This window comes from Shewanella sp., from assembly GCF_041630135.1.
Classification (GTDB): domain Bacteria; phylum Pseudomonadota; class Gammaproteobacteria; order Enterobacterales; family Shewanellaceae; genus Shewanella.
On record NZ_JBFKLW010000018.1, the window covers coordinates 1 to 20,728 of the forward strand.

At 53.1% G+C, this 20,728-nt stretch carries 22 protein-coding genes; 13 read left to right on the top strand and 9 right to left on the bottom strand.

The annotated features are described in order from the left end of the window. The 5 genes from ABYK60_RS06800 to ABYK60_RS06820 form a co-directional block, all read right to left on the bottom strand. Positions 1 to 1,076: molybdopterin cofactor-binding domain-containing protein (locus tag ABYK60_RS06800; protein ID WP_372871206.1), on the bottom strand; the 1,076-nt coding region annotated here is incomplete at its 3' end. Continuing rightward, on the bottom strand, positions 1,073 to 1,528 hold the full coding sequence (locus tag ABYK60_RS06805; protein WP_372871207.1) for a (2Fe-2S)-binding protein: 456 nt from the start codon (positions 1,526 to 1,528) through the stop codon (positions 1,073 to 1,075). The genes ABYK60_RS06800 and ABYK60_RS06805, both read right to left, overlap by 4 nt. Positions 1,529 to 1,531: 3 nt before the next feature. Further along, positions 1,532 to 2,143, bottom strand: a complete 612-nt coding sequence (locus tag ABYK60_RS06810) for a nucleotidyltransferase family protein (protein WP_372871208.1) — start codon at positions 2,141 to 2,143, stop codon at positions 1,532 to 1,534. Further along, positions 2,140 to 3,156: an XdhC family protein gene (locus ABYK60_RS06815; RefSeq protein ID WP_372871209.1), complete on the bottom strand. Its 1,017-nt coding sequence runs from the start codon at positions 3,154 to 3,156 to the stop codon at positions 2,140 to 2,142. Before ABYK60_RS06815 ends, ABYK60_RS06810 begins: the two co-directional genes overlap by 4 nt. Before the next feature lie 151 nt (positions 3,157 to 3,307). Next, a complete protein-coding gene (locus ABYK60_RS06820; RefSeq protein WP_372871210.1) occupies positions 3,308 to 4,828 on the bottom strand; it encodes an aldehyde dehydrogenase family protein in 1,521 nt (506 codons plus the stop codon). A gap of 274 nt (positions 4,829 to 5,102) precedes the next feature. Between ABYK60_RS06820 and ABYK60_RS06825 the strand changes: the two genes are divergently transcribed. Then, complete coding sequence (locus ABYK60_RS06825; protein WP_372871211.1) at positions 5,103 to 6,881, top strand: sigma-54-dependent Fis family transcriptional regulator; 1,779 nt, start codon at positions 5,103 to 5,105, stop codon at positions 6,879 to 6,881. Positions 6,882 to 6,986: 105 nt separating this feature from the next. Here the strand turns inward: ABYK60_RS06825 and ABYK60_RS06830 are convergent, their stop codons facing one another. Continuing rightward, a complete protein-coding gene (locus ABYK60_RS06830; RefSeq protein WP_372871212.1) occupies positions 6,987 to 8,348 on the bottom strand; it encodes an ATP-binding protein in 1,362 nt (453 codons plus the stop codon). After that, positions 8,345 to 9,031 (bottom strand): response regulator, encoded by a 687-nt coding sequence (locus tag ABYK60_RS06835; RefSeq protein WP_372871213.1) that lies wholly within the window; start codon positions 9,029 to 9,031, stop codon positions 8,345 to 8,347. Before ABYK60_RS06835 ends, ABYK60_RS06830 begins: the two co-directional genes overlap by 4 nt. Positions 9,032 to 9,233: 202 nt before the next feature. On the opposite strand from ABYK60_RS06835, the gene ABYK60_RS06840 reads away from it, so the two are divergent. The 12 genes from ABYK60_RS06840 (at position 9,234) to ABYK60_RS06895 (ending at position 18,056) form a co-directional block, all read left to right on the top strand. Further along, complete coding sequence (locus tag ABYK60_RS06840) at positions 9,234 to 9,728, top strand: Spy/CpxP family protein refolding chaperone (RefSeq protein ID WP_372871214.1); 495 nt, start codon at positions 9,234 to 9,236, stop codon at positions 9,726 to 9,728. A gap of 122 nt (positions 9,729 to 9,850) precedes the next feature. Then, positions 9,851 to 10,747: a cation diffusion facilitator family transporter gene (locus ABYK60_RS06845; RefSeq protein WP_372871215.1), complete on the top strand. Its 897-nt coding sequence runs from the start codon at positions 9,851 to 9,853 to the stop codon at positions 10,745 to 10,747. Positions 10,748 to 10,903: 156 nt separating this feature from the next. After that, a complete protein-coding gene (locus ABYK60_RS06850) occupies positions 10,904 to 11,473 on the top strand; it encodes a porin family protein (protein ID WP_372871280.1) in 570 nt (189 codons plus the stop codon). A gap of 202 nt (positions 11,474 to 11,675) precedes the next feature. After that, positions 11,676 to 12,056 (top strand): SirB2 family protein, encoded by a 381-nt coding sequence (locus ABYK60_RS06855; protein WP_372871216.1) that lies wholly within the window; start codon positions 11,676 to 11,678, stop codon positions 12,054 to 12,056. A 230-nt stretch (positions 12,057 to 12,286) separates the two neighbouring features. Then, positions 12,287 to 12,832, top strand: coding sequence for a porin family protein (locus tag ABYK60_RS06860; RefSeq protein WP_372871217.1), 546 nt, complete (start codon positions 12,287 to 12,289; stop codon positions 12,830 to 12,832). Positions 12,833 to 13,222: 390 nt separating this feature from the next. Further along, positions 13,223 to 13,444 (top strand): hypothetical protein, encoded by a 222-nt coding sequence (locus tag ABYK60_RS06865; protein ID WP_372871218.1) that lies wholly within the window; start codon positions 13,223 to 13,225, stop codon positions 13,442 to 13,444. Positions 13,445 to 13,911: 467 nt separating this feature from the next. Then, entirely contained in the window at positions 13,912 to 14,091 is a 180-nt protein-coding gene (locus ABYK60_RS06870) for an HlyD family efflux transporter periplasmic adaptor subunit (RefSeq protein ID WP_372871219.1), read from the top strand. Between the two features lie 451 nt (positions 14,092 to 14,542). After that, positions 14,543 to 14,926, top strand: coding sequence for a cysteine peptidase family C39 domain-containing protein (locus ABYK60_RS06875; RefSeq protein ID WP_372871220.1), 384 nt, complete (start codon positions 14,543 to 14,545; stop codon positions 14,924 to 14,926). Then, entirely contained in the window at positions 14,890 to 15,096 is a 207-nt protein-coding gene (locus ABYK60_RS06880) for a hypothetical protein (protein WP_372871221.1), read from the top strand. The genes ABYK60_RS06875 and ABYK60_RS06880 overlap by 37 nt, the downstream gene beginning before the upstream one ends. Before the next feature lie 66 nt (positions 15,097 to 15,162). Next, entirely contained in the window at positions 15,163 to 17,496 is a 2,334-nt protein-coding gene (locus ABYK60_RS06885; protein ID WP_372871222.1) for an insulinase family protein, read from the top strand. Between the two features lie 165 nt (positions 17,497 to 17,661). Continuing rightward, the gene (locus ABYK60_RS06890; RefSeq protein WP_372871223.1) at positions 17,662 to 17,802 is read left to right on the top strand and encodes a DUF1496 domain-containing protein; all 141 of its coding nucleotides are present in this window, start codon (positions 17,662 to 17,664) and stop codon (positions 17,800 to 17,802) included. Positions 17,803 to 17,822: 20 nt separating this feature from the next. Then, the gene (locus ABYK60_RS06895) at positions 17,823 to 18,056 is read left to right on the top strand and encodes a DUF1496 domain-containing protein (protein ID WP_372871224.1); all 234 of its coding nucleotides are present in this window, start codon (positions 17,823 to 17,825) and stop codon (positions 18,054 to 18,056) included. A gap of 91 nt (positions 18,057 to 18,147) precedes the next feature. On the opposite strand, the gene glnG is transcribed toward ABYK60_RS06895, so the two are convergent. Further along, positions 18,148 to 19,560 (bottom strand): nitrogen regulation protein NR(I), encoded by a 1,413-nt coding sequence (glnG, locus tag ABYK60_RS06900; RefSeq protein WP_372871225.1) that lies wholly within the window; start codon positions 19,558 to 19,560, stop codon positions 18,148 to 18,150. Then, entirely contained in the window at positions 19,557 to 20,624 is a 1,068-nt protein-coding gene (gene glnL, locus ABYK60_RS06905; protein ID WP_372871226.1) for a nitrogen regulation protein NR(II), read from the bottom strand. The genes glnG and glnL overlap by 4 nt, the downstream gene beginning before the upstream one ends. Positions 20,625 to 20,728: the final 104 nt, after the last annotated feature.

A 20,728-nucleotide genomic window follows, 5' to 3' on the forward strand; every position in this document is an offset into this window, starting at 1 on the left:
GCCGGTGGCTCCATGGGCGCATGGGCCAGATAGGGCACAGTGTAAGTGGCGCTGACCATCTTATCCGCTGGCCAGCTTGCAGGCTGGCTGCCAAGCTCACGGGCGACTTTGCCGGGCTCAAGCACCCTTTGCCTGAGGGTGTCGAGATAGGTCTTGCTGTTATGGCTGTCGTTGGCGCTTTTACTCCAGCTGAGCTTGAGCGCCTTTCGGCCTTCCTGCGCACTCCAGCTGTTGCTGGCCACCACGGCAACGCCGCCAAGCGGCTGAAACGCCGGTGCGCCTTTGGGTACCGGCAGGGTGACAATATCCAGTACCCCCGCCACCTTGCGGGCGGCGCTGTCATCCATGGACTCGAGCGCGCTGCCAAACACAGGCGGACGGGCAATCACCGCATAAACCAGCCCGTCAGGGCGGTTGTCGGCGCCATAGATGGCGCGGCCACCCAGCATGTCGTCCATATCGACAATTGTGTGTCCTTTGCCGATTTGGGTGAACTTATCCGGGGTTTTGAGGGTGAGGGTGTTGGCATCCGGCATTGGCAGTTTGGCGGCGGCCATGGCGAGTTCGCCATAGCTTAAGCGCTTGTCGCTGCCTTTGTGATGCACCGCGTGGGCCTTGGCATAGACCTCACTCACGGGCACCTGCCAGCGCTCGGCGGCGGCTTGCTCCAGCATCTGTCTTGCCATGGCGCCCATCTCGCGCATCTTGTCGAAGCCCTTGCGGATACTGCGGCTGCCGTCGGTGTTCTGGCTGCCGTAGCGTTTGTCGGCCAAGCCCTGTACTACCACCACCTTGTCCCAGTCGGCTTCCAGCTCGTCGGCCAATACCTGCGGAATACCTGTGCGTATGCCCTGGCCCATCTCTGAGCGGTGGCAGGTGAGGTACACCCTGTTGTCTTCGCCGATGGCGATAAAGAGGTTGAGCCGCTGCTCGTCACCAAAAGCGGCGGTTTGCGCTGCCAGCATGGGGCTCCAGCCGAGGCCTGAAGCCCCCAGCATCAGGGCACCGCCCGAGGCACCAAAGAGTTTGAGCACATCGCGGCGGCTGAAGTTTTCAATGGCAGTAAACTTGCTCATGACTTTGCCTCCTGCTTGCCCTGATAGTCCTTGATGGCGGTGCGGATGCGGGTGTAGGTGCCGCAGCGGCAAATATTGCCTGCCATGGCTTCGTCAATCTGGCTGTCGCTGGGGGCTGGATGCTTGCTCACCAGTGCGGCCGCCGACATCAACTGGCCCGCCTGACAAAAACCGCATTGGGGCACCTTGTGGCGGCGCCAACTGTCTTTGAGCTGCTCATCCGCAAGGCCCTCGATGGTGGTCACCGATTTGCCTTCAAGACTTTGAATGCTGGTGAGACAGGCGCGCACAGGCTCACCGTCCACATGCACAGTGCAGGCGCCGCAAAGCCCTGCGCCGCAGCCGTATTTGGTGCCGGTTAAGCCCATCAGATCCCGCAGCGCCCACAGCAGTGGCATCTTGGGGTCGGCGTCCAGAGTAAACAAACGGCCGTTGATTTTAAGTGATGTCATGGGTCACTCGCTCCTTGTGCTCACAAAGCGCCCGTAGTCAGCGCGGGTGTCTATATCGATGCTGGCGCCGGGTAGCGCCATCCATCCCAGTTGTTGTTGTTTTTGCAAAGATTTTAAAAGCCCTTTGGCGCCTTTGTCGCCACAAAGCCGGGCCAGCTCACCAAAGTCGGCACGGTTGAAAATCGCCGGAGCGCCGGGGGCATCCAGATACCAGGAGGCGGTGGTTTTTCCCGACTCCTGCCAGCTTTGAATAAGGGACTCATAGTCCTGGGTGCACAGCAGCGCGTGATCCGCCAGCGCCAGCAGCAAGGCGTCGGCGTCTGTGCTCTGCGCCGCGTTGGCGGCTGCGGCAATACTGTGGCCAAGCCCTTGCTGCCAGTCGGGGGAGGGAATAATGGCGGTGCCTTTGGGCAGCAGCGGTTTTAAGGTGTCGGCGTGGCCGCCAAGGCATACCTGCACCGGCAGAATCTGAGTATCGCAGCTGCTGCGCACCTGGCTTAACGCATCGACACTGCGGCCAAGCAAGCTGGTGCCACCCGGCAGCGGCATGGCGAGCTTGACCCCTTCGAAGCGGCGCGAGCCACCTGCGGCCAAGAGCACTGGTAAGAGTTTCATCGCTTGCTCCCTTTGGCAAAGAGACTGGCCTGACAGGCAGCAAGTATCGACAGGGCGATGTCGGCGGGCAGCTCGCCGCCTAAATCGATTCCGGCTGGGCTTGCCGGTGGGCAGTAAAAATCGTCCCAACCCATGCCTGCCGTGTTCAGCAGTTTCTCGCCCCGGTGGCGCGGCCCAAGGAGTGCCAGATATTTAAGCGGCAATTGGCCAAGCTTGGGCAAAACGGTCGCATCGAGTTCGAGGCTATGGTGCATCACCACCGCCATGTCGATGCTGGCCAGAAAATCAGGCGTCAGCGTATCGGCAGGGGTTTTGTAAAGCTCACAGCCTTCAAAGTCGCAGGGGCGGGCGTAGCTGGTGCGCGGGTCGACAATTGAGATGCGCCACTCAAGCTGGCGCGCCATTTGTGCCAGTGGCCGGGCATCCATGCCGCCACCGAAGATGGCCAGATGTGGCCTGGGGCGCACCGGCACCACCAGCAGTTCAGATTGTTGACTGCCGCTTTGCGGATTGAGCATTAAGCGGCCGGGACGGCTGAAATCGGCGGCAGGAAAAGGTGCCTCTGCGTCAGGATAAAAGTGGGCGCGAAGATTATCGGCTGAGGCGCGGTGTTGCGGCAGCTCCAGACACCAAAAACCGGAGAGCCCGCTGGCAAGCGCTTTGCTCATGGCGGCGAATTGCAGTTGTTGATTTGCGTTGTTTAACGGCAGCAGCAGTATATCCACCAGACCGCCGCAGCCGAGGCGGTAGCTGGCGTCGGTTTCGTCTCTGGCATCGTAGCGGCCGAGCACGGCGCAGTTTTCGGAGAGTGCCTTGTGTGCCTGCCGGCGAAGGTCGGCCTCGAGGCAGCCGCCGCTTAGCATGCCAAGGCTTGGCCCTTGGGGGTGAAACAGCATCATGGCGCCGGATTTGCGGTAAGCGCTGCCTTCCACCGAGGCAATTACCGCCAGTACCCAGTCGGCATCCGGGTCGCTGCGCCAGGCATTTAAGAGTGAATCCAAACGGTTGGCCATCTGTCCCTGCATCCTTTTGGCATAAAAAAATACCCTAGCAAAGGATCCCGAATATGAGAAAGCGCTGAAGTTTTGCCAAATGTTTCGCTGCAGCTGCTGCCCATAAACAAAACCCCGACAGGGGCCGGGGTTTTGATTGGGGTGATTAAGATTAGAAGAACCCCAGCGGGTTGGTGTCGAAGCTTACCAGCAGGTTTTTGGTGTTCTGGTAGTGCGACAGCATCATCTTGTGGGTCTCGCGGCCTATGCCCGACTTTTTATAGCCGCCAAAGGCAGCGTGAGCCGGGTAGGCGTGGTAGCAGTTAATCCACACCCGGCCTGCCTGAATGCCTCGGCCCATGCGCTGGGCCAGATTCATATCGCGGGTCCAGACTCCGGCACCGAGGCCATATTGGGTATCGTTGGCAATGGCAAGGGCTTCCGCTTCATCTTTGAAGGTGGTGACAGAAACCACAGGGCCAAAGATTTCTTCCTGAAATACCCGCATCTTGTTGTGGCCTTTGAGGATAGTGGGCTGGATGTAGTAGCCGCCTTTTTCGGGGCCATCCTGCAGGCTGATTTCGCCGCCCATCAGCACCTTGGCGCCTTCGGTTCGGCCGATTTCCAGATAGCTCAGAATCTTGTCGTATTGCTCGCGTGAGGCCTGGGCACCCACCTGGGTGTCGGTATCCAGCGGGCAGCCCTGACGTATGGTTTTGGCCCGCGCCAGCACTTTGTCGATAAAGGCATCGTAAATGGATTCCTGCACCAGCACCCGGCTTGGGCAGGTGCACACTTCACCCTGATTGAAGAAGGCCAGCAACATGCCCTCGATGGCCTTGTCGAGGTAGTTGTCTTCGTGGCTCATCACATCGGCAAAGTAGATGTTGGGCGACTTGCCGCCAAGCTCAACGGTGGAAGGAATAAGGTTTTCGGCGGCGCACTTGAGGATGTGGTTGCCCACTTCGGTGGAGCCGGTAAAGGCCAGTTTGGCTATACGTTTGCTGGTGGCGAGGGCGGCGCCAGCCTCGGCGCCAAAGCCATTGACCACATTGAGCACGCCGGGTGGCAGCAGATCTTCAATGGTTTCCAGCAGCACCATAATGGAGGCGGGCGTTTGCTCGGCAGGCTTGAGTACGATGCAGTTGCCGGCCGCCAGCGCCGGAGCGATTTTCCAGGCTGCCATTAACAGCGGGAAGTTCCATGGGATGATTTGCCCGACCACGCCCAAAGGCTCGGGGAAGTGGTAGCTCACGGTGTTGGCATCAAGATCTGCGGCGCTGCCTTCCTGAGCGCGGATACATCCGGCGAAATAACGGAAATGGTCAACAAACAGCGGTAGGTCGGCGTTCAGGGTCTCGCGCACCGCTTTGCCGTTTTCCCAGGTTTCCACCACGGCCAGACGCTCCAGATGCTGCTCGACCCGGTCGGCGATTTTCAAAAGCAGATTGCTGCGTTCTGTAACAGAGGTTTTGCCCCAGCTGTCTTTGGCTGCGTGGGCGGCATCCAGCGCCAGTTCTATGTCGCGATAATCGGAACGGGCGGCCTGACAAAACACATTGCCATCCACCGGCGAGATGTTATCGAAATACTCGCCACCCACGGGAGGCACCCACTTGCCGCCGATGAAGTTGTCGTATCTGGCCTTGAATGAGGCTATGGCACCCGCTGTGCCCGGAGCGCTGTAAATCATCTGCTTGTCCTTTTTGCTGATAAGAGAGTCTTGTTGTTGTGATTGTTCCGACGGTGCAATTTGCCGGTCGGTGACGCATCTTTATGGCAAAGGACAGGCCATAATTGTTCAACTTGTCGCCAGTTCACCCTAACAGTATGATGAAAATCTTATTTTTGAATGTACGCAGCTGCGGGTCGGCCGAGGGATTGGCGTGGCGACCGAAGTCGTATTGTTGCGCCTTGGTACAGTTGTTGTAAGTGACTGTGCCGAAACGGAACACAGGAGCACATCGATGAAATCTGCCATTCAGCCCTGGCTTGCCGACTCCTGGCGGCGCAGTGAAGGTGCCGGTCTCAGCGAAACCCGTCCGGGCGAGCTTAAGCTCTCCCGTGTTGAACTGGATGAGCGCTGTGAGCGCCACCGGCAGCTTATTGCGCTGGTGGAATCCGAAGCCCTGCCACTCTTTACCCGTCTGATGGCCCACACCGACAGCCGGCTGATTTTATCCGACGCTGAGGGCTTTGTGCTGCGCCACTGGGGGCTGTCGCGTTACTCCGACAGGCTCGCCAATGTGGCGCTGGACTGCGGCGTGAATTGGCTCGAAGAGCACAAGGGCACCAATGCCATAGGTACAGCGCTTAAGGCCAAAGAAGCGCTCTCTGTGGTGGGTGAGCAGCACTTTTGTCGCCCCCACCGCTTTATGAGTTGCACCGCCAGCCCGATTTTTTCGCCGTCCGGCGAGCTGATTGGCGCGCTCGATATCACCTCCGAGCGGCTTAAACACAATCAGCAAACCTTATTGCTTATCTCCAGTTTGGCGCAGCAGGTGGAAACCGCACTGCTGTGCGCGCTGCCCGGTGGTCGCTTTCGGGTGGATTTGGCCGCCAGTCGGCAACTGCTCAGCTCCGGTTGGCAGGGCATTCTGATTGCCGATGACGATGGGCGGCTGCTTGGGCTCAACCCCATGGCGCGTCAGTATTTGGGTGGCGCCGCGCCCGGCATGCCGCTGGGGGAGCTGCTCGGTGATGAGTGGCAGGCACAGCAGGCGCTGTGCTCCCGCGGCGAGTTGCATCTGGCTACTTCGGCGATTGGCGAGGGCGCCTTGTCGATTCAAACCAATAAAACCAGCGGCCTGCACAGTATCAAGCCGCTGCGATTCCACGACCCACAGCTTGAATCTGCCTGGCAGCAGGCGCGCAAGGTAGTGAGCCGTAAGATACCTTTGCTGGTACAGGGCGAAACCGGGGTGGGTAAAGAGCATTTCGTGCGCCAGCTGTATCAGGACAGTCGCCTCGATGGTGAACTGGTGGCGGTGAACTGTGCCGCCTTACCCGCCGAGTTGATTGAGGCCGAACTCTTTGGTTATCAGGGTGGAGCCTTTACCGGCGCGGCGCGTCAGGGGCACCTTGGCAAGGTACGTCAGGCCGATGGCGGCTTTCTGTTTCTGGATGAAATCGGTGAGCTGCCATTGGCAGCTCAGGGCAGACTGTTGCGGGTATTGCAGGAGCGGGAGGTGACCCCGGTGGGTGGCCTCAAAAGCCATAGAGTAGATATTCAGGTGGTGGCCGCCACTCACATGGATTTGGCCGCCATGGTGCGCGATGGCCGTTTTCGTGAGGATCTGTATTTCCGCCTCAACGGTTTGCAGGTGAGCCTGCCGCCGCTGAGGCAGCGGGCCGATAAGTCACGGCTGATCCACAAGCTGCACCGCCAGTACCGGGTCAATCCGCCGGGGGATGAGCAGCGGCTGTGCCCGCAATTACTGACATTGCTTGAGGCCTATGGCTGGCCGGGCAACCTTAGGGAGCTGGATAATCTGATGCAGGTGGCCTGTTTAATGGCTGAAGGTGAGCGCGAGCTGAGTCCGGTGCACCTCACTGACGCCCACAGACGGGTTTTGTTGCAGAGCCACATTGTGCAAGCGCCTTCTGAACCGAGCCTTAAGGCCGGGCTGGATGGCCGTATTCAGGCCATGCTGGTCGATTGTGATGGCAATATCAGTGAGGCGGCCCGCCGTCTGGGGGTAAGCCGCAACCTGATTTACCGCAGCCTTAAGCGTGCAGACAGCTAAGGAAGGTGCGAATAAGCCCCGTGCTTGCTCTGCGTGAGCTTACAGCGGATAGATGCAAGGCACATTCGCAGCGAATGGCCTTAGTCCTTCGCAAGAGCTGTTTCCCTAACGCGGTAAGCAAATAGTGACGCACAGGCCGCCGGTTGGGCTGTTGTGGGCGCTGATACTGCCGCCCTGGGCTTCGATGGCTGCCGCAGTAATGGCGAGGCCAAGCCCCCAGCCGCCGCTTTCGCGCTCGCGGGACTTATCGGTGCGATAAAACGGCCGGAAGATGGCTTCGAGTTCAGCGTCATCTACCCCCGGGCCATCGTCGCAGATTTGGATATCAACACGGCTCGGTGAGTCAGTCACTGTGAGGCTTACCTTGGCTGCGGCGTAGCGGATGGCGTTACGCAGCAGATTTTCCACTGCCCGCGCCAGCAACTTTGGGGTGTGGCTTAAGCGCAGGTTGTCGTCCATCTCAATGGCGAGATGCTTGCCACTCTCACTGGCTTCAAATTCCGCATCATCCAATACCTGCCCAAGCGTTTCAGCCAGCTCACTATCCACCTTCGCCTCGGTAGCGCCCATGGTCACCCGGGAGAGAGTCAACAGCTCTGCTATCAGGGCATCGAGTTGCCCGGCCTCGTGGCCTATGCGATCGAGTTCATTGCTGTCCTGGCCGCGCTTTCGCGCCAGTGCCAGCGCCAGCTGCAGCCTTGTCAGCGGGGTGCGCAGCTCATGGCTGATGTCACCCATCAGCCGTTGTTGGTTGTTCACCTGCTGCTCGATCGCTTCGGCCATGGCGTTGAAAGCGTGACCCAGTTGCCCCAGCTCATCACGGCGATTCAGGGTTGCTGCATCGACCCTGCTGGACAGCGTGCCGCTCGCCAGCGCATCGGCGCTTTGCTTCAGTATCTTAAGTGGTCTGCCAAGGTGCCAGGCCAGCAGGCCGCACAGCAGACCCGAAATCAGCACCGCCAGCCCCAATGTCAGCAGCTTGTGCTCGATAAAAAACAGAAACAGAGGCCGGGGATGTTGTCCCGGCACCCGACCATAAAGGCGATATTCTTTTCCATCGACCCGAAACTCCTTGGGTCCGAACACCATTTCATCGCGGAACTGGTACATGATGGGGCGCTCGGCCTCTTCGGCGAGCAGAATAAATTTACGCAGGGAGCGGGGATGGCGCTCTCCCAAAATACGACCATCCTCGGTGGCGATAAACATTCGCATAGGTTTGCCGTCGTTGTGGCGCGAACGTTCCCAGCGCCGCAGCCGCTCCGGGTTCATCAGCTCAGGTTGCTGCTCTATGGTCTGGGCTATTCGTTCGAGGGCCTGAAACAGTTCCCGGGGGACCGGCGTGGATTCCTGCCGCTGTTGCAAAAGCGGCAGGCTGCCCACGGCAACCAGCACCACAGAACTGCACAGCCAAAAGCCGAGCAGCAACTTAATAAAGAGGCGATTGGGCAGGGCGGCGGTCTTCATGTGAGCCAGATGTATCCTTTGCCGCGAATGGTTTTTACCCGTGGGCGACCGTCGGCGCGTTCGGGCAGCTTTTTGCGCAGGTTCGACAGGTGCATGTCGAGGCTGCGGTCAAAGGGCATCAGCCGTTTGCCAAGCACAGATTCACTGAGGTTGTCTTTGGTGACCAACTCACCGGCCTTGCCGGCCAACTGTAATAACAGCGCGAACTCGGTGCCGGTAAGGCTTACCAGTGCATTGCTGCACCAGGCTTCCTGACGGCTGGGGTCGAGACGCAGATCGCCCACCTGAATGCCTTCAGCCGCTGCGGTTTGGCCGCCGGCCAACTGGCTGCGGCGCAGAATGGCTCGAATGCGGGCAATGAGTTCGCGATCGTTAAAGGGTTTGGGCAGGTAATCATCGGCACCTATCTCAAGCCCGACCACCCGGTCGATATCATCGCCGCGGGCGGTGAGCATCAGCACCGGCGTGTGTTTGTGGATTCTGAGCTGCTTAAGCACTTCAAAGCCATTGAGCTTGGGCAGCATCACATCCAGCAGAATAAGGTCGAACTCATCGGCTTTGGCCTTAGCCAGCCCCTCGGCACCGTCGTGGGCCAGGGTCAGGCTGAAACCTTCCAACTCGAGCAGTTCTTTCAGCAGTTCAGACAGCCCCGTATCGTCATCGATAAGCAACAAATGATTCATCAAACCTCCGGAATACGCCCCCGTGCGTACCTGCAAGCCAGTATACGCTTATGGGCGTCAAGCAGTGGCGTGGCTTTGTAAGTCTGTGTAAAGACGTTCATCTTTACACTCTTTTACCCGCCTTGCACCCTCCTTGACATTGACCTGAGTACACTGGGAACCGTCGAAACAGCCACTCCTACTACTTACAGCGAGGTGAGTTATGAACAAATTAATCAAGCGTGGTGTTATTGCTCTGATGGTATCAGGTGCTTTGCTTGGCGGTACTGCGGCCATGGCCAACCCTCACCATGAAGGTCACGGTGAGCGCGGCCCCATGATGATGGAAAAGATGCGCCATATGTTCCGTGGCCTGGATTTGAGCGATGAGCAGAAGACCCAAATTCATGAACTGATGAAGGCCCACAAACAAGAGCGTAAAGCGCAGCGTGAAGACAAAAACGATGCGGCCCGGGCCGCACACCATGAAAAAATGATGGCCCTGATGAACGCCGAGCGTTTTGATGAAGCTGCCGCCAAGGCGCTGCTGGCGGAGCGTCAGGCAAAGGGTGAAGCCCGCGCGCTGGAAGCCATGAAACTGCAGCACCAGATTTATCAGCTGCTGACGCCGGAGCAAAAGGCCAAATTTCAGACCCGTTTTGATGAAAAGCGTAAAGAACGCGAAGAGCGTCGAAAAGAGCGGGAAGAGTCGTTTTAAGGCGCGCTATCCCTTGCCCTGAGCACCCTGGTTTGACTCAGGTTGCGTTTCCCGACCGCTGACGGGCAAGGAATGCAAAAATCTGTTATAAGAGAACCACCTGTCCAGAGTGGTTCTTTTTTATGCCCAGCCCTTCAACATCCGATAACGCCAAGGTCGAAAAAGACTATGCCTTCTGGGTCAAACTCGCCAGCCGCGCCGCTGTGGCCACAGCATTTACCCTGATCCTGATTAAGCTGCTCGCCTGGCTCTGGTCTGGCTCTGCCAGTATGCTGGCGTCGCTTACTGACTCTTTCGCCGATGCCTTGGCCTCCATCATTAATTTTATTGCCATTCGCTACGCGCTGATGCCTGCCGATGATGAGCACCGGCATGGTCATGGCAAGGCGGAGCCATTGGCTTCGCTGGCACAGTCGGCCTTTATTCTCGGCTCGGCCTTTTTGCTGCTGTTCCACGGCGCTGACAGGTTGCTCAACCCCGAACCCCTGACCCATGCTGCTGTAGGCATTTGGGTCTCTGTGATTGCCATTGCGCTGACCCTGGCGTTGGTAATGCTGCAAAAGCGTGCTTTGGCGGCGACCGGCAGCACTGTGGTGGAAGCCGACTCGCTGCACTATAAATCGGATCTATTCCTTAATGGCGCCGTGCTGCTGGCGCTGGTGCTGGCCCAGTACGGCCTATGGTGGGCCGATGGATTATTTGCACTGCTGATTGCGCTTTATATCGGGCAGCAGGCCTTTGGTCTGGGCTATCGCTCGATTCAGTCGCTGCTTGACCGCGAGCTGGACGAGACCACACGGGACAGCATAGTTGCGCTGGCAACTCAGGATGCCAGGGTGCGCGGCGTGCATGATCTCAAGACCCGTCAGGCCGGCCAGACGATTTTTATTCAGTTGCATCTGGAATTGGATGGCAAGCTGCCGCTGCGTGATGCTCATACCCTATCCGATGCCACCGCGGCCCGTATCCGTGCCGCTTTTCCCGGTTCGGAAATCATCATCCACCAGGACCCGGTTTAGCAGGCTGCGGAATGCTTCGGGAGCTGTATTGCCAATGTGTGAGTACAGCTCTTCGTTCTTTAGCCATAACCTACTGAAACATTCAGCTATTGTTCAGGCAAGTCCCCGCATATTGACGTCGTTTGATACTCAATACGTCGTGAAAAGGAACACATGATGAATAAAGTAAGTGTGGCAGCATTAGTGGCTTTAATGATCAGTGGTGCGGCAATGGCTGAGACTGATAAAACCGGTTTTTACGTGGGCGGTGCCCTCAACCAGGTGAAGGTATCTGCCAATGGTGATGATTCGGTTGATGGCGTGGGCTTTGGTGCTTACGGCGGTTACAACTTCAACGAGTGGTTTGGTCTGGAAGCCAACCTGTTTGCCAGTGGCGATTTGGGCGAGCAGGGCGTAGACATTGGTGCCGGAGCCCTGACCTTTGCGCCCAAATTTACCTATCACTTTAACGATACTTTTTCGGCCTTTGCCAAGGTGGGCTTGGCTTCGATGGCGGTCGTGGTTGATGCCGGTGCAATCGAGCAGGATTTCACTGGCTTGGGACTGACCTGGGGAGTCGGCGTAAATGCGGCACTGTCGGATAACCTGAATCTGCGTTTGAGTTACGATCGCTCAAGCGGCGATCTTGAAGACAACGATTTTTGGTTTGATGGTGAAAACTACGGCGGAAAAATCGATAACGTGGATATTTCGCAAATAGCCCTGGGCCTGCACTATCAGTTTTGATGCCCGCGCAGTAATAAATGCCCCAACCGGGGATTGGTGAAAAAGGACGCTTCGGCGTCCTTTTTCATTGTTGCACCCCGGCGTTTCTTAATGTGATTCCCTTCACAAGTGTTTTACACATTTGACGCAGATCAAAGCTTGTGACCATCGGTATGGGCTAATTTAAACGAGCGTTTACCAACACCGATAATAAAGGAAAGTCATGTACGCCATTTTATTGAAAGCACACGTTATTTTAGCTTTTGTTGCCTTTGCCAGCTTGCTGCTGCGTTGCTACTGGGGGCTGAAAAAGCCCGCAATGCTGCAACAGGCGCTGGCACTTAAGGCCCATAAACTCATCACCTTGCTGATGCTGCTCAGTGCCGTTGCTCTGTGTGTGCTGCTGGGCATGTACCCGGTTGCCCAGCCCTGGCTGACGGAAAAACTGGCGCTGTTTGTACTTTACGTGGGCCTTGGCATTGCTGCCATCCGCCCCGGTGCTCCGGCCAATCAGCGGCTTGTGCTCAGCGGCGCTGCGGCGCTGTGTTTTGTAATGATGATGATCATTGCCAAGAGCCACAGTGCGCTGCTGCTTGGTCAGTAGGCTGCAATTTAACTGAGAGTATGGCCCCCGGAGGGCCATTTTTGTAGCTTGTGCCGGTACAAATCGCCACGGCATTAATCCAGCTTCTACAAACGATGGTTTAACGTTAAAATCGCGACCAACAATCAAGGATGTTGCTGGTTTTTCAATGGTTTCGGCTTATCGGGTTCACCCCGGTGACTTTGCCAGCAGTCATTGAGATCAGCGCTAGCACATACTAAGGGAACATGATGAAACTCAAACCTCTGCTTATTGCCGCCATGCTGCTCGGTGCAGCCACGCCAGCCTTCGCCGCCAAAGATCTCGGTTTCTACGCCGGTGGCTATGTTGCCAATACCAACCTGGATGACAAAATTGGTCCCTTCGACGAGTCGGCCTGGGGCCTTGGCGCCTACGGTGGTTATCACTTCAATCCAGGCTTTGGTATTGAAGCCAGCCTGCTTGGCACTGACAGCTTTGTTGATGGCGCCGATTTGCAGGTAGTGGGTCTGACTTTTGCGCCCACAGTGCGCCATGCCTTTACGGATGCGGTCACCGTGTATCTTAAGGGGGGCCTGGTGTATCAGGTAATCACCAGCGACAGCGGTTACGATGATGATTATCAGGGCACGGGTTATCTGCTGGGCGCCGGGGTGGATGTGACCCTGAATGAAACCATGGCGCTGCGGGTGTTTTACGAATTCAGCGAAATCGAGCCAGAGCACGATGAGCTGACCAACTACTTCGCCAACACCCGAATGGACCACTATGGTGTCGGCCTGCACTGGCGCTTTTAAACGAGCTTATTGCCAACTCAGAAATAAAATGTATTACGGAAGGTGCGAATAAGTCCCGTGCTTGATGTGCGAGGACTTACAGTGGATAGATGCAAGGCACAGTTCGCTCCTTCCTTAGGTATACTGCTCGGTATTATCGGATTGAACATAGGTCCTGTTACATAGTATTGTAATGTCTTGCTGGTGGCGAATAAATTGTCCAACCAAGATGACAAAAGGAATGACTAAATGTCGATATTTTTGTTCAGGGATGATGTTTTTACTGATATTACCTTTCTCGTTACATCATATTGATATAACTAAGTTTTAGTGGTTGCTGCCATTGAGCTTCTATAGTTAGGTAAAGCAAGATTCAGTATGGTCTCTTTGTAAATAAGGACGTTGCAATAGATGTTGAATAGTATATTGGCTTTGATTATTGGTTTTTTTGTATTTTTCATATTAAATAAATTTGGCTTTGTTAAGGGTGGTGCTGGGGTTTTGGTATCCATTTTAATATTGCTGGTAAATCTGGTATTGATAAACTTCTTTGTGGTTGATATGTGGGTCGTATCCGTTTTGCAAGGGGTGATGTTAGGCGTTATTGCAGCTTCTTATGAAAAAAATAAGTGATATTGCAGTTTCTTTGGTGATGCAAAGATATTCGTGTGCAAGTTCTAAATTTATTGCTGGAGGGCTGTAAGTGTTTGGGATTGATAAGAGACTTCTATGGTGGTTGCTGCCTGTTTTGTTGATTTTATTTTTCACAAATAAGGCTGTCAATTACTTCACCTATGAAAAAAATAAGCAGCTAGCAACTAAACTATGTGGTCAAGACGGCGTTAAGTCAGTCAGCGTTGAAGAGATTAATTGTCATACAGGTATTGTGTCAGAGAAGTGAATGGTGGTGCTTGTGTGATGAGCCAACCATCACTGGCATAAAAGCGCAGATAAATTAAGTGGGTACAGAAATAAAAAGCCAATAAAATCGAATGGAGTTGGTGCTTGCTGATATTGCCAGACGTAAGATTTACGTGCAATGACAGATTGATTAAACCAAAAAGGGTTACGGGTTTAGCATTATTGTCAAAGAGTCCGGTGTGGTGACGTCCATTGCAGTAAAAGAAGGGGAGTTTTTACCGACCAACAGGCCGCTGCTGAGCATTATTCCTGAGGGTGCGGAATTGGTAGCAGAATTGTTACTGCCGACGCGTTCTGCGGGTTTTGTGAAGCTAAGTGATGAAGTGAGCCTCATCCATGCGATGATCCCGATAATATAAATTGTGCATGACATTGGATATGCCAAACTATGAAAGTGCCTGATTTAATTCTGGCACTTTATAAGGTGTCTTTAAATGAATAAGATATGCCCTAATTGTAAAAAAAATCTCGCCGTTAAGTTTCTTTCCACACCTTCACTGTCTAAATCTTTTAGATGTGATTTTTGTGCGAGTCAGCTAAAAGTTAATCAGAAATGGCTTGATTATCAATCAATGGCAGTCGGATTGTTTACTTCCATGCCATTGTATCAACACTTTAGTTTAATTGAATTGGTTTTAATTATAATTATTACATCATTTATATATTCATATTTATATTTGAATTGGATTGGACTTTTTTTTGATTTAGTAATAGATGAATTCGATTTATAACACTTGGTAAAATGTGAGTCGGAAATGTGAGTCGGGACAGCCATAACTCTCACCCCGCTGCGCCAGTACTAAAATGCTTATGACAGAACAAAATAATCAATCAGGTAGCACTCCATTAGAATCCAGCCCCCTTGAACTATTGGAGTTTTCCGGCACCCGTCGCGTGCCCTTGGTGATGCAAACCGAGGCGGCCGAGTGCGGCCTTGCCTGCTTAGGCATGGTGTCGAGCTTTCATGGCAACAAGCTGGATTTGGCAGCCTTGCGGCAGCAATTCAGCGCCAGTTTAAGCGGTATGAATTTACAGCAGATGATTAGCCTGGCCGATCGCTTGGGCCTTGCCAGCCGTGCCTTCCGAAGGCGCTTGGTGTTTTTATTCAAAAGCATCAAGCAATCACAACAGGGAAATTGTAAACCGAGGAAAGTATTATGCAAGAACTTAAACTGGCGGAATTTGCACTGGTGACTGGTGGAACCGATGGCCAGTCAGATGTGACAACAAACGAAAATGGATCACAAACAACCACTACAGAAGCAGGTTGTGATCAGCTTTATGGCGGCCCTCTTAACGGAGGATGGAAGAATTGTATGACTGATATTGTCTTAACAGGCAAACACACTACTAAAGCACCATAACCGTACATTTCAATGGTAGAGACGTACAGCGATGTTTAGTTATCGCTGTACGTTCAGGCTAATAATATGAAAACATTAATCAAATTCATTCTGATAATTGTTGCTTCTTATCAAACGCTGGCCGTTGGAAAAGTCATAAATAGTGACAAGGTTTACTTTCAGACGCATGACGGGCTAAAAGAATCAATGCTGTTGGTTCGCTTGCATATAAATCAGCTAAATGAGCGCTACGAAAATCAAGCTCACCTACTGGAACATATGCTGTTTAAAGGCACTGAGGAAAATTCAGAATTTGATAGCTTTATGCGGTTTATGAATCAGTCAGGGGTAACTAGTAATGGTAAAACAACCTCAGGGTACATTGACTTTTATTATAAGACCGAGGAAAAGGTGCTTAAGGAGTCTATAGGGAGGATAATGTCTCAATTCGAGTCTCCATTGTTTGATCCGCGACAAATTAAAAAAGAGTTGACTGCACTTAATGCCGAAGTTGAGAAGGGTAAGGCTAAGATAAGCCCTGTTCTTAGTGCTTGTGTTGCTGCGGATTACGCTATTGGAAAGCATAAATTGAATATTTCTGACTTGCCTGAGGTAGAAATATCAAGCGTGTTGCACAAATATTATAATGACATAGTGTCAAGCGGTGCTATTTCTGTCTTTGTTGTATCTTCTAAGGGTGGCGTTGATTTCCGTGATCTGATTGGGAATTTTTATAACGATAAGTTAGAGCAAGCTTCTGTAAGTGAAACTAAGTATGACTCGGGTGCTGACAAGGCTGGTGAAGGGGAATTTATAGCTTGCCATGAGGCGCAGAATAAAGGTAAGTTCATTTATAATTTGCGGATACCTCTTGATGGACATTATTTGTCAGATGAGATTTTCACATTATTATCATATCAATTGAGAAATGAGTACCCTGGTTCGTTTGTCGAAAAATTGAAAGGATTGACCGTGTTCGATAGAGTTTCAGTCTATCAGGTAGGTGATGATCTTTTCGTCAGTTTTCAATCAGAAACAAAGTACAACATTGACGATGTATTATTATCGAAGAGTATATTTATAAACTTTTTGAGAAGCATGTCAGAAGGGAGGTTGAATAGGCTTTTGGCTAAGTTTGAGTCTATTTACGTTGATACTACAGTTGCAGATTTATCAGGGTATTACAATATTCTAAACAGCTTTAGATTGGCATCAAAAACTGATTTTACTGGCAATGGCTTGCTTGAGAAGATCAAGAGTTTTTATAATCATATTCAGAGTGTTGACTACAGCTATATAGTTTTGCCTGGCGTAAAGGAAGAACGTGACAATATAGATTTTTTAAGTGTGCTTGAAAAAAACATTTTTGATTTATCCGGGGTTAGGATTGTAGATGAACCTTATAATAGTTATTTCCCTGGTGTAGCCGTGGCTGATGGTAAGTACCAAAATGGCTCTAAGCTGATAGCGTTAAATGAAGCTGTGTCTTTCCAGACTATTCCTTCTAAAAAGGGGCTTCCTCGATTGGCTATGATTTTGGATATAAATGTTTCAAATAAAGATGGGTATAGCGGCGAAATATATGATAATGCTTGGGTGAGATTTAAAAAAGAAAAGTATGACTTTATTAAAAAGTTACATGGCGCTGGGATTTTTTTGATAGCAAATCCCGATGACAAGAGTCTAAAGATCCATCTCAATGGTTACTCAGATACATTTGTGGAAGTATTTAGTGACTTACTTTCTGAAATAGTTTGTTGTTTTCCTGATTCTGAAATGTCTGGAGGTTTGTCTATCCGCTTGAGGCTGCTTGGTGGAGTTGACATTGATCTGGTGAGAGAAGTGGAGCGCACATTAAATCAACTGCCTAAAATACGCCTTAACTTATCATCATCATCTATAGTTGGCACTTCCAAAATGAGTGAAACTCAGTTGGCATGTGATAAAAACTGCATAAGCTACTCTTTGGACTTTTTAGCAGCAGATAAGGCAGTAGTCTTTTCAAAATTGTTGGTGAAAATGGTTGGGGATGAATTGCTGTTAAGGCTAAGGTTTGAAAAAGGTCTTAGCTATGATGTCAGCATTTTAGGATATGATAATGGTCAACATCATGAAATTAGAGTTGTTGACGCTTATAGCTCTGAAGATAATAATGATGCTATTGACTCTGAATTTAAAAAAATGATGTTAAGTGCTGATGTTATAAATGAAGATAGGTTTTTTGAAAGAAAAGCAATATTGCTTTCAAAGCTTAAGTCTATGAGAGATCTTAATTCGATATCTGAATATTATTGGAAAGAGTTGGAGAATAACTCCAATTGGAATAGAACGCTGGAGGGAGAAATTGAGCAGGTGCAAGGTTTTAATTATGGTGAGTTTATGCTTTATCTAAAAGCGATGAATAATAATGACCTTAACTAGCCAGTTCATGCTTAGCTCCAGATATAGGTGTTATTGCATGCGGGCAGCTTAAATCGGTGTGAATAATACTTTCGCAGCCAGTCGTGCCTTCTGAAGGCGCTTGGTGTTTTTATTCAAAAGCATCAAGCAATCACAACAGGGGAATTGTAAACCGAGGAAAGTATTATGCAAGAACTCAAATTGACTGAATTAGAGCGGGTGACTGGTGGCGTTTGCTTGTACGAAGGTAAAGAATACAGTACTGGGGCAAAAAAGGAGCAAGAAGGTGAGGTGTTAACCTGCCAACCTGATGGTTCATGGGGCTAATAGAGGTGGAGAAAAATCTAATGAAAACACTAGCAATTGGTTTACTGGCATTCACATTTATGAGTTCTGCCGAAGAGTTGCCAGCGACTCATACCGATGGTGATATAGTGAAAACTGTCGATGAAACTAAATACTGCTACTACGCAGCGAAAGAGTATTCACCGGGCTCCAGGCTTAAACAGGTTGATACCGCGAAGGTGTGTCATAAATCCAAAGACAGCCACAAGCTCATTTGGGTTGATGTAAGCAATTAATAAGACAGTTTTTTGCCAATAACCAATCCCCAATAGCGCCTTCTGGCGCTATTTTTCATGGACGCATCGGTTTCTGGTGACAAACAGATATTTACTCCATCTCCAGCTCTTTTAGCTTGCGGGTGAGGGTATTGCGGCCCCAGCCCAGGCGGCGGGCGGCTTCCTGTTTATGGCCCTGGGTGTGCTTGAGCGCCACTTCCAGCATGATGCGCTCGAAGGTGGGCTGCATATCGGCCAGCAAATCCGACTCGCCTTCACCGAGACGGCGGTCGACCATGTCACGCAGCGCGCTTTCCCAGTCTCCGTCCCCGGCGGCGATGGCCGTTGTAGGGCTCGGCTCTTTCAGCAGTTCCGGCGGCAGGTCCTGTGGCAGGATTTCCTGACCGGAGGCCATCACGGTAAGCCAGCGGCAGGTGTTTTCCAGCTGACGTACGTTGCCCGGCCAGGGCAGATGTTGCAGCTTCAGCGCTGTTTCCCTGGCGAGAATTTTGGCTTCGACACCCATTTCTCGGGCAGCAGCAGCGAGGAAGTGCCGTGCCAGCTGAGGTATGTCTTCCCGGCGCTCGCGCAGCGGCGGTAAATGCACCCGGATCACGTTCAGGCGGTGGAATAAATCTTCACGGAACTGGCCCTGTTGCACCAATCGTTCCAGATCCTGATGGGTGGCGGCGATAATGCGCACGTCTACCTGCACCGGCGAGTGGCCCCCTACCCGGTAAAACTGGCCATCGGCCAGAACCCGTAAAAGACGGGTCTGCACATCCAGCGGCATGTCGCCGATTTCATCCAAAAACAGGGTGCCGCCATTGGCCTGCTCGAAGCGGCCCTGACGTACGCCGGCGGCGCCGGTAAAGGCACCTTTTTCGTGGCCAAAGAGTTCGGATTCAATCAAATCCTTGGGAATGGCGGCCATATTCAGGGCGATAAAGGGCTTGTCTTTGCGGGGGCTGTGCTTGTGCAGCGCACCGGCCACCAATTCTTTACCCGTGCCCGACTGGCCGTTGATCAGCACACTGATAGAGGAGCGCGACAGGCGACCGATGGCGCGAAACACCTCCTGCATAGCAGGAGCTTCGCCGATGATTTCCGGTGCCTTGATGGGCTCGCTGGCACTGCTTTGGGGCGACTGCTCGCTGGCGTGGGTAAGGGCGCGTTCCACCAGGGCGATGGCTTCATCTATGTCAAAGGGCTTGGGCAGATACTCAAAGGCACCGGACTGGTAAGCGGCTACGGCGCTGTCGAGATCCGAGTGGGCGGTCATTATGATGACCGGAATATGGGGGTAATGCAGGCCGATGCGCTCGAGCAGGGTCAGGCCATCGGTACCCGGCATGCGGATGTCGGACACTATCACCTGTGGTTGGCTCAGTTCCAGCGCCTGCCACAGCGACTCTGCTGCGGCAAAGCTGGCACTGGTGATGCGGGCGCTCTTGAGCGCCTTTTCCATCACCCAACGAATCGAGCTGTCATCGTCGAGGATCCAAACCTGTTCACTGATACTCATGACGTCTCCTTGTTGGCCTGTTTGCCGGCTTTAATGGGCAGAGTGAGCACAAACTGGGTGTGACCCGGTGCTGAATCGCAGTCGATGCGGCCACCGTGCAGCCGGGCGATATTATGGGCAATCGAGAGTCCAAGTCCCGAGCCCTGTTCGCGACCTGTGACCATGGGATAAAACAGGGTATCCATCAGTTCCGGCGGTATGCCCGGGCCATCGTCAATGACCGACAGTGTCAGCACCAGCTTGTGCCGCTGTGAGCCTATGGTGACCTGATGGTCGGTGCGGGTGCGCACCGTGATGGTGCCACCCTGCTTTTCCAGTGCCTGTACCGCGTTTTGCACTATGTTGAGCAGCGCCTGTTGTAACTGATCCGCATCCATATCGATATCGGGAATGGATGGGTCGTAGTCGCGGCGGATGCGGATATGGCCGGGCGTTGACAGTTCGACCAGCTTCAGCACCTTTTGTGCTACTTCATGGATGTTGTGCGGCAGATGCGCCGTGGGCTTTTGCGGGCCCAGCAGCTTGTCTACCAGAGTCCGCATGCGATCGGCCTGCTCGATGATGAGGTTGGTAAACTCCTTCAGCGACGGGTCATCCAGCTCACGGGCAAGCAGCTGTGCCGCACCGCGCAGGCCGCCGAGGGGGTTTTTAATTTCGTGGGCGAGGTTTCGCACCAGAAACTGCGCCGCTTGTTGCTGGGCATCCTGGCTCAGTTGCTGGTGAATACGGCGCTGCTGATCCACCTGGCGCAGCTCCAGCAGGCTCAGGCCTGGCTGGTTTTCCAGTGGGATCAGGGTGAGGTCCACCGTATGCTGCTGGCCATCGAAGCCTATCAGGGTGGCAGTGTTGACCGTCAGCCCCTGACCTCCGGCCACGGCATCGGTCAGCACGCTGGCCGGCACCTCCTGAAGCTGGAAGATATCGCTGAGGGTTTGTTCAGTCAGGCGGTGGCTGCCTGTACCAAGCAGCTGCTCTGCCGCGGCATTGGCAAAACAGGGCCTGAGGCCAGCGTCGATGACCATCACAGCGGTCACCAGATGATTGAGCAGGTTGTATGTATCCATCGGGCCTTTCCTGACAGGGCTTGCACCAATATGGTGCACCAAAATGGTGCATCCCGCAAGCGGCAGTACGAACCCGAGGCGATGGATCGGCTTTGGTTAACTTT

What these genes read in the sequence shown, in the direction of transcription:
- ABYK60_RS06805 (WP_372871207.1), bottom strand. Translation starts at nt 1,528, where the DNA reads ATGACATCACTTAAAATCAACGGCCGTTTGTTTACTCTGGACGCCGAC.
- ABYK60_RS06810 (WP_372871208.1), bottom strand. Translation starts at nt 2,143, where the DNA reads ATGAAACTCTTACCAGTGCTCTTGGCCGCAGGTGGCTCGCGCCGCTTC.
- ABYK60_RS06815 (WP_372871209.1), bottom strand. Translation starts at nt 3,156, where the DNA reads ATGGCCAACCGTTTGGATTCACTCTTAAATGCCTGGCGCAGCGACCCG.
- ABYK60_RS06820 (WP_372871210.1), bottom strand. Translation starts at nt 4,828, where the DNA reads ATGATTTACAGCGCTCCGGGCACAGCGGGTGCCATAGCCTCATTCAAG.
- ABYK60_RS06825 (WP_372871211.1), top strand. Translation starts at nt 5,103, where the DNA reads ATGAAATCTGCCATTCAGCCCTGGCTTGCCGACTCCTGGCGGCGCAGT.
- ABYK60_RS06830 (WP_372871212.1), bottom strand. Translation starts at nt 8,348, where the DNA reads ATGAAGACCGCCGCCCTGCCCAATCGCCTCTTTATTAAGTTGCTGCTC.
- ABYK60_RS06835 (WP_372871213.1), bottom strand. Translation starts at nt 9,031, where the DNA reads ATGAATCATTTGTTGCTTATCGATGACGATACGGGGCTGTCTGAACTG.
- ABYK60_RS06840 (WP_372871214.1), top strand. Translation starts at nt 9,234, where the DNA reads ATGAACAAATTAATCAAGCGTGGTGTTATTGCTCTGATGGTATCAGGT.
- ABYK60_RS06845 (WP_372871215.1), top strand. Translation starts at nt 9,851, where the DNA reads ATGCCCAGCCCTTCAACATCCGATAACGCCAAGGTCGAAAAAGACTAT.
- ABYK60_RS06850 (WP_372871280.1), top strand. Translation starts at nt 10,904, where the DNA reads ATGAATAAAGTAAGTGTGGCAGCATTAGTGGCTTTAATGATCAGTGGT.
- ABYK60_RS06855 (WP_372871216.1), top strand. Translation starts at nt 11,676, where the DNA reads ATGTACGCCATTTTATTGAAAGCACACGTTATTTTAGCTTTTGTTGCC.
- ABYK60_RS06860 (WP_372871217.1), top strand. Translation starts at nt 12,287, where the DNA reads ATGAAACTCAAACCTCTGCTTATTGCCGCCATGCTGCTCGGTGCAGCC.
- ABYK60_RS06865 (WP_372871218.1), top strand. Translation starts at nt 13,223, where the DNA reads ATGTTGAATAGTATATTGGCTTTGATTATTGGTTTTTTTGTATTTTTC.
- ABYK60_RS06875 (WP_372871220.1), top strand. Translation starts at nt 14,543, where the DNA reads ATGACAGAACAAAATAATCAATCAGGTAGCACTCCATTAGAATCCAGC.
- ABYK60_RS06880 (WP_372871221.1), top strand. Translation starts at nt 14,890, where the DNA reads ATGCAAGAACTTAAACTGGCGGAATTTGCACTGGTGACTGGTGGAACC.
- ABYK60_RS06885 (WP_372871222.1), top strand. Translation starts at nt 15,163, where the DNA reads ATGAAAACATTAATCAAATTCATTCTGATAATTGTTGCTTCTTATCAA.
- ABYK60_RS06890 (WP_372871223.1), top strand. Translation starts at nt 17,662, where the DNA reads ATGCAAGAACTCAAATTGACTGAATTAGAGCGGGTGACTGGTGGCGTT.
- ABYK60_RS06895 (WP_372871224.1), top strand. Translation starts at nt 17,823, where the DNA reads ATGAAAACACTAGCAATTGGTTTACTGGCATTCACATTTATGAGTTCT.
- glnG (WP_372871225.1), bottom strand. Translation starts at nt 19,560, where the DNA reads ATGAGTATCAGTGAACAGGTTTGGATCCTCGACGATGACAGCTCGATT.
- glnL (WP_372871226.1), bottom strand. Translation starts at nt 20,624, where the DNA reads ATGGATACATACAACCTGCTCAATCATCTGGTGACCGCTGTGATGGTC.